This is a genomic window from Morganella psychrotolerans, assembly GCF_001676155.1.
Taxonomy (GTDB): Bacteria; Pseudomonadota; Gammaproteobacteria; order Enterobacterales; family Enterobacteriaceae; genus Morganella; species Morganella psychrotolerans.
The window spans coordinates 59653-77517 of record NZ_LZEW01000002.1 but is presented as its reverse complement, the minus strand read 5'-3'; the positions used below and the strand labels follow the sequence as shown (position 1 = coordinate 77517).

9 protein-coding genes and 4 pseudogenes are annotated in these 17865 nt (G+C 48.8%); 6 read left to right on the top strand and 7 right to left on the bottom strand.

What is annotated here, in order from left to right:
* From AYY16_RS20435 to AYY16_RS08710, 6 genes and pseudogenes are all read left to right on the top strand, one after another.
* Positions 1 to 700 (top strand): hypothetical protein (locus AYY16_RS20435; protein WP_208020731.1); only part of this gene is annotated, 700 nt, incomplete at its 5' end.
* Between the two features lie 433 nt (positions 701 to 1133).
* A pseudogene (locus AYY16_RS08730) lies at positions 1134 to 2456 on the top strand (nucleobase:cation symporter-2 family protein); the annotation flags it as partial.
* A 179-nt stretch (positions 2457 to 2635) separates the two neighbouring features.
* A pseudogene (gene gss, locus AYY16_RS08725) lies at positions 2636 to 4526 on the top strand (bifunctional glutathionylspermidine amidase/synthase).
* Positions 4527 to 4834: 308 nt separating this feature from the next.
* The gene (ykgO, locus tag AYY16_RS08720) at positions 4835 to 4960 is read left to right on the top strand and encodes a type B 50S ribosomal protein L36 (RefSeq protein ID WP_004237696.1); all 126 of its coding nucleotides are present in this window, start codon (positions 4835 to 4837) and stop codon (positions 4958 to 4960) included.
* Positions 4961 to 4962: 2 nt separating this feature from the next.
* Positions 4963 to 5607, top strand: coding sequence for a metal-binding protein ZinT (gene zinT, locus AYY16_RS08715; RefSeq protein ID WP_067365159.1), 645 nt, complete (start codon positions 4963 to 4965; stop codon positions 5605 to 5607).
* Positions 5608 to 5905: 298 nt separating this feature from the next.
* Positions 5906 to 7871: pseudogene (locus AYY16_RS08710) on the top strand (FAD-dependent oxidoreductase).
* 77 nt (positions 7872 to 7948) lie between these two features.
* Here AYY16_RS08710 and AYY16_RS08705 read toward each other — a convergent pair.
* The 7 genes and pseudogenes from AYY16_RS08705 to agaF all read right to left on the bottom strand — a co-directional run bounded on the left by AYY16_RS08705 (position 7949) and on the right by agaF (position 17843).
* Positions 7949 to 9430 carry a nucleobase:cation symporter-2 family protein gene (locus tag AYY16_RS08705; RefSeq protein WP_067365156.1) on the bottom strand — a complete coding sequence of 494 codons (1482 nt, stop codon included), beginning with the start codon at positions 9428 to 9430 and terminating at the stop codon, positions 7949 to 7951.
* Positions 9431 to 11066: 1636 nt separating this feature from the next.
* Complete coding sequence (locus tag AYY16_RS08700) at positions 11067 to 12239, bottom strand: MalY/PatB family protein (RefSeq protein WP_067365153.1); 1173 nt, start codon at positions 12237 to 12239, stop codon at positions 11067 to 11069.
* A 13-nt stretch (positions 12240 to 12252) separates the two neighbouring features.
* A pseudogene (malX, locus tag AYY16_RS08695) lies at positions 12253 to 13825 on the bottom strand (maltose/glucose-specific PTS transporter subunit IIBC).
* A gap of 137 nt (positions 13826 to 13962) precedes the next feature.
* Positions 13963 to 14820 carry a tagatose-bisphosphate aldolase subunit KbaY gene (gene kbaY / locus AYY16_RS08690; RefSeq protein WP_067365150.1) on the bottom strand — a complete coding sequence of 286 codons (858 nt, stop codon included), beginning with the start codon at positions 14818 to 14820 and terminating at the stop codon, positions 13963 to 13965.
* A 2-nt stretch (positions 14821 to 14822) separates the two neighbouring features.
* Positions 14823 to 15992 carry an SIS domain-containing protein gene (locus tag AYY16_RS08685; protein WP_067365147.1) on the bottom strand — a complete coding sequence of 390 codons (1170 nt, stop codon included), beginning with the start codon at positions 15990 to 15992 and terminating at the stop codon, positions 14823 to 14825.
* Between the two features lie 280 nt (positions 15993 to 16272).
* Positions 16273 to 17412 carry an N-acetylglucosamine-6-phosphate deacetylase gene (gene nagA / locus AYY16_RS08680; RefSeq protein WP_067365144.1) on the bottom strand — a complete coding sequence of 380 codons (1140 nt, stop codon included), beginning with the start codon at positions 17410 to 17412 and terminating at the stop codon, positions 16273 to 16275.
* Positions 17409 to 17843, bottom strand: coding sequence for a PTS galactosamine/N-acetylgalactosamine transporter subunit IIA (gene agaF / locus AYY16_RS08675; RefSeq protein ID WP_067365141.1), 435 nt, complete (start codon positions 17841 to 17843; stop codon positions 17409 to 17411). Before agaF ends, nagA begins: the two co-directional genes overlap by 4 nt.
* Between the last annotated feature and the right edge of the window lie 22 nt (positions 17844 to 17865).

Genomic DNA, 17865 nt, shown 5'->3' with positions numbered 1-17865 from the left:
CGGCAAAGAGCCCGGCACAGACGGCAAAGAGCCCGGCACCGACGGCAAAGAGCCCGGTACTGATGGCAAAGAGCCCGGCACAGACGGCAAAGATGACGGTAACACCGATACTTCGCCGGCGATTACTACCGTTGTAAATATTGATGCTGTGACTGATTCAGGCCTGCCTGACCCGGAAAACCCATTGGTAACCCCTGTGTTAAGCGGGCATATTGAGGGTGTTCTCAGTGAGGATCAGACGGTTACGGTATTTCGTGACGGGATCAAAATTGGTCATGCAACAGTGGGTGATGACGGTAAATGGACATTCGATGATGTCACCGGGCGCTTTGAAGAAGGTCATACCTATAATTACACGGCATGTGTTGAAGGTAATGGTCTGACCGGACCGGACTCTGATGTGTTTAAAATCATGTATGACACGACAGGTCAGCATGACGGAACTGAACTACCGGTAGAGACAGAGAATGATGATGGGGGATCGCCATTATTACCGGATGATTTATTATCTGATAATGAGGATTCGCTGACCGTAGATCATCTGCTGCAACATTTACCCGGCAATGAGGAACCGGCCGTACAAAGTGGTGTGACGGATTACGTGCAGAACGATACGTTGTCTCCGGCGGAGTTTATTGCCCATGATATGGTCAGTCCGGATCTCACGCTGTTAACGGAAACGCACACCACACTGTTCTGATTATTACTATTCTGTCCGTTCCGCTCATTTGAGCCGAATGTAAAACGGTCTGCCGGAAATAATACCGGCAGAAATGACCGGTGATACCCCGCTATCAATGTGATAACGACATTATTAAATTGAGAAGGCAATCGATTATCACCGTTACCTGACTGAAATATTACATAAAATACGATTAATAAAAATGCGGGATGCATCGCGTTTTTATATCGTAATCAGGTACAAAAAGCCGCATGCCGTCACGGAATGCGGCTTTTATTTGGCCTGAAACCGGGTTTGGTCTGTATTTTGCTCAATTGATTAAATGATGAACAGATGCCGCGCCGGGTTTGTTCTCAATGTGAATCACAGTGAGACACCCTGCTGCCGGGTGTCATTTTCCGCGATCTTCGAATCGAAGCCGGGGAGCCCCGGTTGTAAGGGAGTCTGTTTCATGAGCAATCATAGTGTGGATCAAGCGCAGGAACCGGTAAAACCCGTTATAGACGAAGTTGAAGAGATACTGCCCGCCGGTAAGTTACTGATGTTAGGGCTGCAACATGTGTTAGTGATGTATGCTGGTGCGGTAGCGGTGCCGCTGGTCATTGGTGACCGGCTGGGGCTGAGTAAGGAGGTTGTGACCCTGCTTATCAGCTCGGATCTGTTTTGCTGTGGGATTGTCACATTGCTTCAGTGTATTGGTATCGGGAAATTTGCCGGTATCCGCCTGCCGGTGATTATGTCGGTGACCTTTGCTGCGGTAACGCCGATGCTGGCTATCGGGGCAAATCCGGATATCGGTCTGATGGGGATTTTTGGCGCAACTATTGCAGCCGGGATTATTACCACGTTGATTGTGCCGTTGATGGGAAAAATGATGCCACTTTTCCCGAACATGGTTACCGGCATTGTTATCACCTCTATCGGCCTGAGTATTATGCAGGTGGGCATTGACTGGGCGGCAGGCGGAAAAGGTAATCCCGAATATGGTCATCCGCTCTACCTCGGTATTTCCTTTGCTGTTCTTCTGTGTATTTTGTGTGTCACCCGTTTTTGTAAAGGTTTCCTGTGCAATATCTCGGTATTGCTGGGGATCATTTTTGGTTTTGTGTTATCGCTGCTGTGCAATGAAGTGAGTTTTGACGGCTATGCCGATGCGCCCTGGTTTAAATTTGTCACGCCGATGGCGCTGGGAACACCCACTTTTGAGCCCGTATCTATTATTACGCTCAGTATTGTGCTGTTGATTGTTTTCATTGAATCAATGGGGATGTTCCTGGCGCTGGGTGAAATTGTCGGCAGACCTGTTACCAAGGATGATGTGGTGCGCGGACTGCGGGTAGATGGAATAGGGACGATAATCGGCGGTCTGTTTAACAGCTTTCCGCATACCTCATTTTCTCAGAATGTCGGACTGGTGGGCGTGACAAAAGTTCACAGTCGCTGGGTGTGTGTGGCATCCGGCGTGATTTTGATAATCTTCGGGCTGCTGCCGAAAATGGCGGTGATTATCGCCTCTATCCCGCAATTTGTGCTGGGCGGCGCGGGGCTGGTGATGTTCGGCATGGTCCTGGCTACCGGGATCCGCATTCTGTCCCGTGTGGATTACAACGGGAATTCCTACAATCTTTATATTGTGGCGATAAGCCTGGGGGTTGGTCTGACGCCGACATTATCCAGCGGATTTTTCGCCAAACTGCCGCTGTTTTTACAACCATTGCTGCACAGCGGGATCCTGCTGGCGACAGTCAGTGCTGTTGTGCTGAATGTCTTTTTTTAATGGTTATCATCCGAAAAAAGAAAGTCCGGCTTTGTGAGTTAAATCGCAAAATATAACCCGATAGAGTAATTGACACCGGGGCTGAAAAGCCCCGGTGTTTTTTTTATGGGCAGGCGTATACTGAATTATTAGCAAGCACATATTTGCAATCTAAATAATTTCAGTAAGGCCGTACTATGAGTGTAATAATCACGGAGCATGAACCTTTCGGGGCATTGTTGGGCTATGCGCCCGGCGGTGTGGCTATCTATTCATCAGATTACGATTCCATGACTGATGCGGAGAAAGAGAGTGATATCTCCTTCCGCAGTTATATCGGCAATGAATACATGGGATATAAATGGCAGTGTGTTGAATTTTCGCGCCGCTTTTTGTATCTCAATTACGGTGTGGTATTTACGGATGTCGGTATGGCGCATGAGATTTTTTTTACTGCGTTTTTTGCGCCATGTAACGGACGACGGCATTTTGCCGCTGCGCGCCTTTGCTAACGGCAGCCACCGGAAACCGGTAGCGGGCAGCCTGCTTATCTGGCAGGCACGCGGGGAGTTTGAGCGCACAGGGCATGTGGCTGTTATCACACAGGTTTGTGCGGATAAAGTCCGTGTTGCGGAACAGAATGTTATTCATCATAAATTACCGCAGGGTCAGCAATGGACCCGTGAATTACCGATGACAACCGAAAATGGTTGTTACACACTGACCGATACTTTCTCTGATACGCAGATCCTCGGCTGGATGGTTCAGACCGGTGATGATGAGTACGCTTATCATGAGCCTGCAATTAACCCTGAGCTGCTGACACTCCATGCCGCGCGGCTGAGTGACAGTGCGGATTTTTCCGGCACATGGCTGGATGACTCAGATCCGCTGGAACAGACCTATATTAATGCCAAAAAGGGATGCATCCTGAATGCGGATCCCCATGAATATTTCACTATTTCAGATACCGCAGAACATGCACTGATTCAGGCGACCAATGAAGTTCACCTGATGTATCTGCATGCCACAGAAAAAGTCTTAAAAGATGATAATCTGCTGAAATTATTCAATATCCCTGAGATCCTCTGGCCACGACTGCGCCGTTCATGGCAGGGGCGCCGTCATGATATGGTGACCGGACGCCTGGATTTTTGTATGGATGAGCGGGGGCTGAAAGTCTATGAATATAATGCAGATTCCGCATCCTGCCATACAGAAACCAGCCTGATTATCAAACGATGGGCGGAGCAGGGCGGACTGACCGAAGGCCGTGATCCGGGTGAAGATCTCCGTGATATTCTGACCGACACCTGGAAACATACTTCAGCAAAACCGTTTATTCATATCATGCAGGATCAGGATGGTGAGGAGAATTATCATGCGCTCTTTATGGCGCAAACCATTATTGCCGCAGGTTACGGATGCCGGATTATTCACGGGCTGGATGAACTGAGCTGGAATGAAACCGGGCAGGTGATTGACGGCGAAGGGCGCGTGCTGCAATGCGTCTGGAAAACCTGGGCGTGGGAAACCGCGCTGGAGCAACTGCGCAAAGAGAGTGAAAGTGACCGCGTACACTCAGCGCTGCCAATCCGCACCGGACATCCGCACCATAATGATGTCCGGCTGATTGATGTGCTGCTGCGACCTGAAATCAGTGTTTTTGAGCCGTTATGGACTGTGATCCCCGGCAATAAAGCTATTCTGCCGATCCTCTGGTCACTTTTTCCGCACCACCCTTATCTGCTGGATACGGAGTTCGAAATCAGTGATGAACTGCGCCGTACCGGCTATGCCGTGAAGCCGATTGCCGGACGCTGCGGCAACAATATCGGGCTGGTGGACAGCGGGGATAAAATGCTGGATGAAACCAGTGGTAACTTTGGTGGTCAGGAGAATGTTTACCAGCAGCTCTGGTGTCTGCCTAAGGTGGCACAGCGCTATATCCAGGTTTGTACATTCACTGTCGGCGGGCACTACGGCGGCGTTTGTCTGCGTTCTGACCCGTCACTTGTCATCAAAAAAGAGAGCGCGATTGAACCCCTGCGGGTTCTGGATGATAAGGCTTTTCTTGCTCAATCCTGATTGCTGACACAACCGGCCGGGCTTCCGGTCGGTTTTTATACCCTTATTCATTCAAACAGCAGGCTCGTTGGCCGCGCTCATCCAGCCGGGTCACATACTGATGTATGCTCCCCGTCTGTCCTCCCTTGCCGCCTTCCTGCATCCTGAATGACGTTGGGTATATATTCAATCAATTACCTGCATTTCTATCCTCTTCTTCTTTTCCGTATAAAAAACAAAGTTAAAAAAACAGTAGTTATCAGACTCAAAAAACGATATTGTTATGTTATAACATAACTTATTCATTTTATGGGAAAGAGGAAAAGATAATGCAGGTACTCAGCTCGCTGAAATCAGCCAAACAACGCCATCCGGATTGCAAAATAGTCCGCCGCCGTGGGCGTATTTATGTTATTTGCAAATCCAATCCGCGCTTTAAAGCAGTACAGGGGTAAGTATGATCACAAAATCGATTATTTCTGCATTGCTGATGGGCGGGCTGTTAAGCAGTACGGCGATGGCTCATGGTCATCATCATGATAAACCGCAGACGCAGGCTCAGCGCAAGGCGGCAGAAGGAACATTTGACGCTAAAGATGTGCAGAACCGCACTTTGAGTGACTGGGACGGGGTCTGGCAATCTGTCGAACCTTATCTTGCCAGTGGTGAACTGGATCCTGTGATGCAGGCTAAAGCCACGAAAAATAAGGATAAAACAGCAGAAGAGTATCGTGCTTATTATACGAATGGATATAAAACAGATGTGGATATGATTGGTATTGAAAATAATATCATTGAATTTCATCGCGGAGACAAGGTGGAGCAGTGTGAATATCACTATGCCGGTTACCGGGTTCTGAATTACACCTCCGGGAAAAAAGGTGCACGTTACCTGTTTGAATGTAAAGATAAAAATAGTAAGGCGCCGAAATTTATTCAGTTCAGTGATCATATTATTTCACCGGAAAAAGCAGAGCATTTCCATCTTTATATGGGAAATGAGTCTCAGGACGCGCTGCTGGCTGAGATGGATAACTGGCCGACATTCTATCCGTATACAATGAGCGGAAACGATATTGTTCACGAGATGCTTCATCATTGATTGCAATTTGCGTTCCCCGGAAATCAGGGGGACGCTATTTCTCTGAGAGTTTATTATTAGCTGATTCGATTCAATTTATTTTATTCCGCCTAAGACCGGTTCAGGTCAAAAAACAAAATCCCGCTCCCCGTTAAAGTAAAAAAATCTGATAACTCTGTTGCCGTGGTGTTATTCCTTCCCGGCACCGGCAGAATTTGAGCTGTTCCACAAAATAACCAGAAAATACGTATAAATGTGGAAATGAGCCCGGTTATTGCATGGTTATCATTACTGAGAAACCGGAAAGCGATAGGTGAACATGAATAAATGTATAGTTGCGGACAGTCAGAAATGTATCGGGTGTCATGCCTGTGAAATTGCCTGTGTTGTCGCGCATAACGATCACCACTGGCCACATGACAGCCGCGATTATTCACCCCGGATCCGGGTCATGTTCAGAGAAAATGACAGTCTGGCGGTGACCTGTCGTCAGTGTGAAGATGCGCCGTGCGCGAAAAGCTGCCCGGTTGACGCAATCCGCCTGACTGACAATGTTGTGAAGCTTGATCAGGAAAAATGTATCGGCTGTAAAAGCTGTGTGCTTGCCTGTCCGTTCGGTGCCATGGAAATGGTGATGACGTTTGATTATCAGCATGAATTGGCACAGAAATGTGATTTGTGTGAAACCACCGGCGGCTCACCGGCGTGTGTGGCAAACTGCCCGACCAATGCACTGAGCATTCTGGATGAACACAAGCTTGTTATCCTGCGCAATGACCGCCTGATGCGGGCAGCGACAGGTGCATATAACAAAGCCCGTCAGTCGGAGATCCGTTTTGAGATCCTCAAACGCCCGCCGCGTGAAGGAACACAAAAACAGAGTGCCGCCCTGCGTAAAGCGCATTTCGGGGAGATTTACCGTGGTCTGGATGAACATTGCGCCGGTTATGAAAGTGAGCGCTGCCTTTATTGCTCACAGAAAGCGATGTGTAATTTATCCTGCCCGCTGCACAATTCCATTCCGGATCTTATTCGTTTAGTCCGTGAAGGCAAAATTATTGAAGCGGCGGAGCTGAGTAATTCAACCAGTTCATTGCCTGAGATTTGCGGGCGGGTCTGTCCGCAGGACAGGCTATGTGAAAGCCGCTGCACGCTGCGCAATCATGGCGGCGCGGTAACAGTCGGGAATATTGAACGCTATATTACCGATACCGCTTTTATGATGGGCTGGCGACCGAAAGTGGCGGCAGACATTACACCGCGCACTGAACGGGTGGCGGTTATAGGCGCAGGTCCGGCAGGGCTGGGTTGTGCGGATATTTTGACGCGTTCCGGGGTGAAAGTGGATGTGTTCGAGCGCCATCCGGAAATCGGCGGACTGCTGACCTTCGGGATCCCGCCATTTAAATTGGATAAACAACTACTTACACAGCGCCGGCAGATTTTTACTGATATGGGAATCACATTTCATCTTAACTGTGAAATCGGCAAAGACATTCCGTTCAGCCGCATAATGAATGACTATGATGCGGTTCTGTTGGGGGTTGGTACTTACGGTATGATGAAAGCCGGGCTTGAGCATGAAGATTCCCCGGGCGTGGTTCAGGCACTGCCGTTTCTGATTGCCAGCACCCGCGATGTGATGGATTTACCCGTGGCAGATGAGTATCCGTGGGTTGATGTCAAAGGTAAAAAAGTGGTTGTGCTGGGGGGCGGTGATACCGCAATGGATTGTGTGCGCACCGCTGTCCGCCGTGAAGCGGAAAGTGTTATCTGTGCCTATCGCCGTGATGAAGCCAGTATGCCCGGCTCGAAAAAAGAAGTGGTTAACGCCCGCGAGGAAGGTGTGGAGTTCCTGTTTAACGTCCAGCCGCAGTTTATTTCGCGGGATGAGCAGGGCGCGGTCACCGGCATCGGGCTTATCCGCACACAGCTTGGTGAGCCGGGGGGCTGACGGGCGTCGGCGTCCGCAGCCGGTTGAAGGGTCAGAATTTGTTCTGGATGCCGATGTGCTGATTATGGCTTTTGGTTTCCAGTCCCACGAAATGCCGTGGCTGAGTGGTTATAATATCCAGCTTGATAAATGGGGACAGATTAAGACCGGCGGAAACGGACGCACAAATAATCAGACCACCAATGCCAAAGTCTTTGCATCAGGTGATGCGGTTCATGGCGCGGATCTTGTGGTGACAGCCATGGCGGCGGGTCGTCATGCTGCCCGTGAAATGCTGATGATGTTTGATGCGCAGGCAGATGCACCGCAGAGCAGGGCAAGCAATGCCTGATTTAACTATATGATTAAACACAAAAAACCGCGACGTACGCGGTTTTTTTATGGGGTGGTATGAAAGAATGTATCGCGTCAGACTACCCGCTTTCTTTCTGCCGGCATTGCCATGTCCGGTAAATCGCGCTCTGAATCCGGTGTATCCAGCATCGCTTCCAGCTCATCTGCCAGCATGTCCGGTTCTTCTTCATTGGCAGCATTGCGTCGCTGGCCCATCGGGATCAGCAGGTTAAGAACAATTGCCGTCAGCCCGCCGACACAAATCGGGTTTTCTGCAAGGATATATAATGATGGCGGCAGAATACTGAAAATTTGCGGGTCATATGACACGCCCAGGCCCAGCCCGAGAGAGGTTGCCACTATCAGTGTTTCGCGGCGGCGCAGCCCGTTGGAGATAATAATACGCAGCCCGGCAATCGCAATCATTGAGAACATCAGAGTCATCGCGCCACCCAGCACCGGGGCGGGTATGGTGGTAAAGAACCAGCCGATAGTCGGGAACAATCCGAGGAAAACCAGGATCACGGCAATAAAACGCCCGATATAACTGGATGCCACACCGGTCATCTGGATCACACCATTATTTTGTGCAAAGGTTGTCAGCGGCAGAGAACCCAGCGCAGAGGCGATAACGGAGACAGCGCCATCCGCCATCACACCGCCTTTCAGCCGGTTTTGATACACTTCCCCTTTGATCGGCTGATTTGATACCATTGCGGTGGCGGTCAGGTTACCGACCGCTTCCAGCACACTGAGTATATAAATGATAGCGATCACCAGAAAATGGGTGAAATCGAAGGAAAATCCGAATTTAAACGGCATCGGTACTGTAATAAAGTGGGTATTCTGATAAGTACTGAAATCAACCAATCCCAGGAACAGAGAGGCGATATATCCGGCGACCAGCGCTATTGCGATACCGCCCATCCGCAGCAGCGGACTTTTACAGCAGTTAAAGCCTATTACCACCAGAAGCACCAGTAATCCCACGCCGATATTTTCATAATTGCCATAGGTTCCTGCTGATTTGGCAGAAAACCCGCCGCCGAAATCAATAATACCGACTTTAATCAGGCTCAGACCTATCATCAGCACGACCACGCCGCTGACTGTCGGGGTGATTATCCGGCGCAGATAAGGCAGTACAAATGAGGAGCCGACAACCAGAAAAGCACCGGCAAAAGAAACACCCAGCAGAGAGGATAAAATGAGTTCTTCATGTAAACCATCACTGCGCATGGTTGTACCAATAGCAATCATAGCGGTCACGAATGAAAAATTAACAGACTGAATAGATAAAAGACCGGATCCCATCGGGCCGTAGCGGTGAACCTGTATCCAGGTACCGATACCGGAGGCTATCATGACCATCGATACCAGATATGCCGTGGTATCGGCGGACAAATCTAATGCTTTACCAACGATAAGTGCAGGCATGACCATCGGAACAAATAAGGCCAATAAATGGGTGATTGCACCAAGAAGGGCCTGAAAAAACGGGGGTTTGTCGTCCAACTGATAAATAAGATCAGAGGTTGGATGGTTGAGATCTGACATCCTTCTCTCCTTTTATAATAAATGGAATGAGAGGTCATACGTCGGCCTCAGCGGGTCATCGGTCATAAGGAATAAAGCAATATATGAACCACCGGCGCGGGGAATAAATGAAAATGTGAGAGATCTCTTAAATCAGCGGTGATTTGTGAAATATATCACCTGATAATTGTGGGCTCATTCCGCTGTCGGCAATATGACAGAGGCTGAAAGGCTGTAAACAGCCCTGCGTATTGTATAAGAATGATAGCGTCTCATTTTGATAATAAAACAATAATGATAATAGACGTGGATTAAAGTAATAACCGCACGGCAAAGAACTTTACGTAGTTGGTGTATTTATATTATTATCCCACCGTTAATTAACTTTTATTTAAATAAGATGTTCCTGTTGTAATGTAATGATGTTGTATTAGGAGTTTCCTTATTAATTGTTTTATTTTTAATATAATGACCATTAACACGGTATTTTTATTTTAAGTGAATTGAAATTACGTATTTTTCCTCTGAATGATTATTTCAATTAATGATTTAGTGTTGCTTATTTGTAAGTAAAAAGGTCGTTTATTGTTTGTTTAATAATGTCCCTTTGCACCTTCATGTATTTTTTTTTAACTAAATCAATGCAATATATTTTTTTTATGAAAATAGTGGGTAGATCATCATCTGAGTATTATCCTAAAAGCCCGGAAGACAGGATAAAATCAATTCGGTTATAAATAACACATCGGTGAGTATTTGATGATGCCAATCAGGATGATTGACTTAATTTTTGCTTTATGTGGTGTCATTGTTTTTGTTTTTGGCTATTGCGCGGTGTTTATTTTGGTAGGTAAAAAAGAAGAAAAATTGATTAAAGGTGATAAGAGCAGACAGCGCTATATTTGACATAAAAGCTAATCCATTTCTTATTGACGATATATCCTCAGGTGTTAGTCTTTATCCCGTAATAGAGCGCCTGAGTAAGTCTGAGTCGTATTTAAGTAAATAAGGCGCGCTGTAAATTGAGTCTATTCTTATTGGTGTTTGGTTTGTTTGTCTGTAAATTAATATTGTGTTCACGTTATTACGCTCAATTGAATTAAAAGTTAAGTTGTTACTTTTATAACTTCACATCGGACGTGAATTATAAAATGAATTTAGTTATCTCTCTGAAATACTTTTAAAGTACTGTTATTACAGATGTTTCTTATAACCGGATTGTTATAAGTCAATATGTCAGTAAGGATGCGAATATAACCTGATCAACGAACCTGAATCTTAAAAAATAAAGGAATTATTTTTTAATGGTTTACAGGGATAACGGATTTATCTCTCAGGGACGTAAACGGATGTTGCCGGACACGGAAGTCCGATGTAAAAGGATTTACCACACGGACGTTTTATCAGGAAGCCTGCGGTTTATACCGCGGGAAATAAAAGGAATTACCCCGGGACGGGGGCGGTTAAATGGATTTAACCGTTACAGGGATGTAAAAGCAGACGGGTGTCATGCCCCGGACGCTTCAATGAAAATGGCTTTTCAGTAAAGCAGAGCATGACAAACCAGAGCAGTTAAGTGTTGTTAGAATCAAGGTAAAACATCGGTAATTATGGCGACCCTGTTGATGGAATACAGCATGGTCGCCAATTTTTTAGTTTATGTTGTCCGGTGCAGGCGTTCAAACGCATCTGTCAGTAAACGCCGTGGTGTCCCGAAATTGATCCGCAGATAGTTTTCTCCGTCAGCAACATAATGGCTGCCGTCCTCCACTACCACACCTGTTTTTTGTGCGTAATAGTGTGTCAGCTCTGTAGCCGTCCGCCCTGTTGCACTGATATCAATCCAGGCAAGATAAGATGATTCCGGCTGCATCATGCGCCAGTCAGGGAAATAATCCGAAACAGCCTGTGCCAGATAATCCGCGTTTCCTTTCAGATAGATATTCAGTGCATCCAGCCATGCGGAACTATTGTTGTAAGCTTCAATAATTCCCCATACACCAAACAGATTGGGCGACGTGATGGAGTTTTTTTCCAGCCGGCGGCGAAATTGTGCGCGCAGCACAGGATCAGGAATAATACTGTATGAGGTTTTCAATCCGCCGAGATTAAAGGCTTTATTCGGTGAGGTCAGTAAAATCAGGTTTTCCGGTGCAGCACAGTCCGGCTGAAGGCAACTGGTAAATGTTCCGTATAAAACATGCTCTGCATGCACTTCATCAATCACCAGCAGAACGCCGTATTGCTGACATAAATCAGAAACCTGTTTTATCTCTGCACCCGTCCAGATCCGCCCGGACGGGTTATGCGGAGAACAAAACAGCCATACTTTTGGCTGATGCTCCCGCATCTGTTTTTCGATATTATCAAAATCAAGATGATAGCGGCTATCACGCACAACCAGCGGATTGGTCAGTACGGTGACATTTTGCCGGGTGACGGCATGGGCAAAGGGATCATAAACCGGGGTATTCATCATCACACTGTCACCCGGCTGACAAAATGCCTGCACCAGATAGTGCAGGGTAGAGACGGTGCCGTAGCTCAGTGTTATCCAGTCCGGGGTAATCTGTACCTGATGCCGTTGTGCCTGAAAACGGACGACGGCCTCATAGAATTCATCAAAGCACCAGGTGTAGCCGAATGTTCCGTGCTGTGCTATCTGAGAAAAGCGCTCAATCACCGCCGGAGGGGATTTAAAATCCATATCTGCAATCCACAACGGAATGAAGTCCTGCGGAACATCACCGAAGCGCGAACAGACATACTGATGATCCCATTTCCGGCAGCGGTCACTTTTTCGCTCAATGATTTCGTCAAAATTGTACATGCTCACTTCCTGTTTAAATTAAGGCTTCAAGGCCGGATTTCACACTCTGTACCTGCGGTCCGATAATGACCTGAACACTGTGAGCATCCAGTACCACGACAGACAATGCACCGGCATCTTTCAGTATTTTTTTTGTCGATTTTACTCATGTCTTTTACCACAAGACGCAAGCGGGTGATGCAGTTGTCGAGCGAGTCAATATTCTCTTTACCGCCAAGCGCTGTCAGGATCAGATTATGATCGTATTTTGATTTCCCGCGCGCGCGCGTATTGGCGGGAACGGCTTGTTCTGCACCTTCAGAGGCATCTTCGCGTCCCGGGGTTTTGACATCATGCTTTAAAATGTACCAGCGGAAGACAAAGAAGTAGATTGCGAACCAGATAACCCCGACCGGGAACACCAGATACCATTTGGTCGCAGTGCCCTGCATTATCCCGAAAATCAGCAGATCCAGAATACCGCCATCCGTGTTACCTATCGTGACACCGAGCAGAGCCATGACCAGTAATGCGAGGCCGGACATAATGATATGGAAGATATAAAGCACCGGGGCGATAAACAGGAACAGAAATTCAATCGGCTCTGAAATGCCGGTGACAACAGAAACCAGCACACCGGAGAGTAATAATCCTTTGATAACCGGACGGTTAGCTGGTTTTGCTGTGCGGTAAATAGCATAGGCAACCGCCGGTAAACCAAAGATAAAGGTCGGCATAAAGCCCTGGGACAGAAAGGCGGTGATATGCGGGCTGAATGGAAGTCCGGCTTTCAGTTCGGCATAGAAAATATTCAGTGCGCCGGCGATTTCATAGCCGTCTACCATCTCTGTGCCGCCTGCCGGGGTAAAGCGGACCATTGCCAGAAGAATATGGTGTAATCCGAAAGGCTTCAGTAACAGCACGCCGACACCATAGAGGAAAGGACCGAATACATCAGTGCTCTGAATAATATGTCCGATACCGGCAATCCCCATTGCCACATAGCGCCACAGGAACGGAATTGCCAGCCCGACGAGAGAAAGCGTCAGTGCGGTGATAATCGGGACAAAACGGATCCCGCCGAAGAACGCAAAAGCATCATGCAGCTCAGTATCCTGAAAGCGCTCGTGCAGAAAATAGGTAATGATGCCGACAACAATTCCGCCCAGCACGCCCATTTCGAGAGTCTGGATCCCCAGTACCACGGATTGCCCGACCTGCTTCATCATGGCGGGATCGGCGAGCTGGTGGGTGACGGTCAGATAATAGTTGATGCTCATATTCATCAGCATATAGCCGACAAACCCTGCAAATGCGCCGACCGCTTTATTGCGGTTTGACAGACCAAACGGGATAGCCATGGCGAACATAACAGGCAGATAGGTAAAGGCGAAGCCGCCGACCATGGCCATAAAACCGAATGTCAGCTGAACAAATTCATTGCCGAGAAACGGAAAACTGCTGATTGCGGAAGGGCTGGTGACTGAACTGCCGACCCCCAGTAATAATCCCATGAAAGCCAGTAATGACACGGGAAACATAAAGGTTTTTCCCAGACTTTGAAAAAATGCCCAGAGCTTAGATTTAAACGACTTTTCCTGCGACATCGTAGAGTACTCCTCAGCTTCTTTATAATTTATTGGTTAAGGGGTATTGCGGGACAGTATTTTTTGTTGTTTTTTATTATTTTATTGTGTCTCTGGTGGTGACAGCTCCGGCGGGGGAACCGGAGCCGTCTGACCGGCTACAAAAGCTGACCGTCCGCGCCGCATACGCGGATTTTGTCGCGGACAACGGCTTTCATGGCATCCATTCCTGTGCGCATGTAGTAGCGCGGATCATTACCCTCAGGGTTTGCAGCAAACCATTCTCTGACGGCACCGGCAAAGGCAATCTTCAGCTCAGTGGCGACGTTGACTTTGCATACCCCAAGTTCGATGGTGCGGCGCACATCGGCATCAGGCACATCGCTTGCACCATGCAGTACCAGCGGGATATCCACAATACTGCGGATTTTTTCCAGCCGGGCGAAATCAATTTTCGGGCGGTGGGTATACAGTCCGTGCGCGGTACCGATGGCAACCGCCAGGCTGTCAATACCGGTCAGTTGTGCAAAGCGCCGGGCTTCTTCCGGGGAGGTCAGAAATGCACTTTCCGCATCAACGTCCATATCATCTTCCACGCCACCCAGGCGACCAAGCTCGGCTTCCACGCTGCAATCGTGTGCGTGACAGAAGCTGACAACAGATTTCACCAGGGCAATATTTTCCTCAAACGGAAAATGACTGCCGTCGATCATTGCACTGCGCACGCCTTCACCGACTTTGGTCCGGATATCATCAAGGGTTTCATGGTGATCAAGATGCAGTGCGACAGGCATGGCAAAAGAGTGCGAATAGGCCTGACACAATGCATAAATTTCCTGAAATCCGATATGTTTAAATGTACCCGGTGTCCCTGCCAGAATCACCGGCGAACGCATTTCCGCGCAGGTTTCCAGAATGGCCTGAATCGTTTCGGCGTTATGAATGTTAAAGGCAGGAACGGCATAGCCATTGGTTTGTGCGTGGGTCAGTAAATATTTTGTTGAGATGATAGCCATGATTACGCTCCTGTGTGTTGGTCTGTCCACGGATGAACAATAACGCCCTGAACAACCCGGTTAACGGTGCCGCTGGCAGACGGTGTGTCCGGGGTTATCCCGGCCTTAACGGATTGGCTGAGAGCAAAAAGCTGTGCGTAAGGAAGGAAGCAGAACAGAAGTTCGGTGTCGCTGAGTGTGTCACCGGCGGGCAGATAACAGTGTTCACCGGCGCTGATAACATCATCAGGTTTGTCCGCAATGGCGATAACGCATTTTGCTATGCGGTCACGGCGCAGTTCTGCCAGCAGATCCAGGTCATACTGACGGGTGTATGGCTGGTTTGAGATATACATGACCACCAGGGTTTCACCGTCGACCAGTGATTTCGGGCCGTGGCGGAAGCCGGTAGGGGTATCGTAGAACGCAGCGGTCTGACCGGCAGTCAGTTCCAGTAGTTTGAGGGCAGATTCACGGGCAAGTCCCTGAAAACTGCCGCTGCCGAGATAAACAACCCGCGAAAAACAGTCATTTCCCGGTAAGTTCTGTGTGCCGTTTCCATGTGCCGCGATAGTCTCACGCGCCCGCTGAGCCACGCGGGCAAAGTGTTGAGTGCTGAATTGTTGCGGGGCAAGTGCGGCAAGGCAACTGCACATCATGGAGGTAATACTGCTGGTCATAGCAAACGCTTTGTCATTTGTCTGCGGTGGCATCAGTAGTGCAAAACCATTATTTTTACCCTGCACGCGCTGATACAGATGTCCCTCTTTATTGCAGGTGATCACCAGATGAGAGCAGTCCGCAATACACTGATTGGCAAGATCAAATGCCGCGACACTCTCCGGGCTGTTACCGGAGCGGGCAAATGAAATAAGCAGTACCGGCTGATGTTGCGGCAGATAATCCACAGGGTTTGTGACGATATCGGTGGTCGGGATGGCGGTGACCGATCTTCCGGTCAGGCGGCGCAGTACCGGCGAAATCATCTCACCGATAAAGGCAGATGTTCCCGCACCGGTGAGAATGATATTCAGATTATCCAGTGCAAGCAGAGGCGCAAGGAAGGTGTCCAGCGCCGCACGTTGTGAGTCAATTGAGCGCAGCGCATTTACCCAGCAATCCGGTTGCTGGCGGATTTCAGTTTCCGTCCAGGTGGAATAGTGGGGTGTGGCAGGAGCAAGAGGGGCATGCATAGTTTTGTCCTTAACATTTCGTTCAATCCGAAAGTGATATGAGTCAAAAGATAAAGCAAGTCCTTTGTCTTTCGATTGGTTTCGATTGGTATTTAAATTCAATTTACAGGAATGAAATTGAAGGATCAATTGCGAAATGAAAAGAAAACGAAAAGTGTGATTCACACCACAGGTGAAATGATTAAGCTGTTGTTTATTAGTCTGTTATATAAAAATAACCGATGGAAAATAATAAGGAAAAGAAAGGCGCAGTTTTACTGCACCTCATAATGAAAGGAAGTCAATAAACCGGCAATCCGTGGATCCAGGTCTGCCTGACCCGCCAGTCAGCACTCAGGTCATTAAAATGCGCCCGTTTACCCGGCGCTATTGTGCCGTGAGTCTGTGTTATTCCCAGTAGTTGCGCAGGGTGCAGTGACGCCATGCGGATTGCGGTTTCCGGTAATGTACCGGCATTGGCGATCATCCTGCGGACAGCATCATCCAGCGCCAGCGTACTGCCGGCAAGCCCCCCGGCGGCAGTCCGGACAATGCCGGCTTCCATGGTGACATTGTGACCACAGATGTCATAGATACCGTCCGGTTGTCCGGCGGCTCTCATCGCATCCGTTATCAGTACAGTGCGGTGTGCGGCACACTGACAGGCAATCTGCATTACTGCGGGGTGCACATGATGTCCGTCTGCAATCAGTTCCAGCCATGCGCGGGGGTCAGATAACCCCGCACCTGCCATTCCCGGGTCACGGTGATGCAGACCGGTCATGCCGTTGAAACAGTGAACAAGACCATCAGCACCGGCATCGAAAGCGGCCAGGGTTTGTTCATATGAAGCCGCACTGTGTCCGAGCATAACATTCAGTCCGCAGGCTTTCAGATGGCGGATCGCATTCAGGGCATCTGTTTTTTCCGGTGCCAGCGCGACCACTTTCAGGGTGTTCTGTGAAATCGCAATTAATTCATCCAGTTCACTGATAACCAGTTCACGGAACAGTTCCGGTGAGTGCGCACCTTTGTTTTCCGGCGTAAAGTACGGACCCTCCAGATAACTGCCCAGTACTTCAGCCACAGGAACAGACACTGTCTGCTGTTGACAATAACGGGCAATGCGGGCGAGGGCGGATTTAATGTCCGGCAGCGGTGCGGTGACCGTTGTTGCCAGCCAGGCAGCAACTCCCTGTTGTGCTTTGAAAGCGGCAATGGTTGCCAGCGCATCAGGAGAATCATCCATCACATCCATACCTTGTCCGCCATGAACATGGGTATCAATATAAGCAGGACAGAGTTGCTCCGCATCAAACCGGTTTTCCCCTGCGGGCAGCGGGGTAATAGCGGTAATAATGCCGTTACGGACGGTGATCGCCTGGTTTTCACGCCAGCCATATTCTGTCAGTACTCTGCGGGCACGGATCTGCTGTGTCATATACCTTCGTCCTCTGTTTCACAGCAGCGCGCCCGCTGTAATTCATCGGTCAGACTGGTTAAGCCACGGTGCCCGCAGGCCAGCGCTTCCCGGCGAAAATCATCAGGGGAGAGAGTATCCCGCTCCAGTGACATCTCCAGCAGTAATTGCAGATTAGTGCCGGTGATCACCTCGCGGTCTGTCCGTCCCTGTGACAGTGTGGCGGATACCCGGAACGGTGTTCCGCCAAGAATATCCGTCAGAAAAATCACACTGTCACACTGTTTCAGTTGTTCCAGTGCGGCTTCCAGTTCCTGCGTCAGACGGTGGGTGGTGGATTCAGCCGGGAAATCAATGGCAATGAAATCGTCCTGTTCCCCGATGATTTGCAGCATGGCTTTTTCCAGTCCGGAGGCAAAACCTCCGTGACCACATAAAATAATTCCCGGCATCAGTCTCTCCTTTATATTTCTG

What these genes read in the sequence shown, in the direction of transcription:
- agaF (WP_067365141.1), bottom strand. Translation starts at nt 17,843, where the DNA reads ATGCCGGGAATTATTTTATGTGGTCACGGAGGTTTTGCCTCCGGACTG.
- ykgO (WP_004237696.1), top strand. Translation starts at nt 4,835, where the DNA reads ATGCAGGTACTCAGCTCGCTGAAATCAGCCAAACAACGCCATCCGGAT.
- kbaY (WP_067365150.1), bottom strand. Translation starts at nt 14,820, where the DNA reads ATGGCTATCATCTCAACAAAATATTTACTGACCCACGCACAAACCAAT.
- AYY16_RS08685 (WP_067365147.1), bottom strand. Translation starts at nt 15,992, where the DNA reads ATGCATGCCCCTCTTGCTCCTGCCACACCCCACTATTCCACCTGGACG.
- AYY16_RS08705 (WP_067365156.1), bottom strand. Translation starts at nt 9,430, where the DNA reads ATGTCAGATCTCAACCATCCAACCTCTGATCTTATTTATCAGTTGGAC.
- AYY16_RS08700 (WP_067365153.1), bottom strand. Translation starts at nt 12,239, where the DNA reads ATGTACAATTTTGACGAAATCATTGAGCGAAAAAGTGACCGCTGCCGG.
- nagA (WP_067365144.1), bottom strand. Translation starts at nt 17,412, where the DNA reads ATGACACAGCAGATCCGTGCCCGCAGAGTACTGACAGAATATGGCTGG.
- zinT (WP_067365159.1), top strand. Translation starts at nt 4,963, where the DNA reads ATGATCACAAAATCGATTATTTCTGCATTGCTGATGGGCGGGCTGTTA.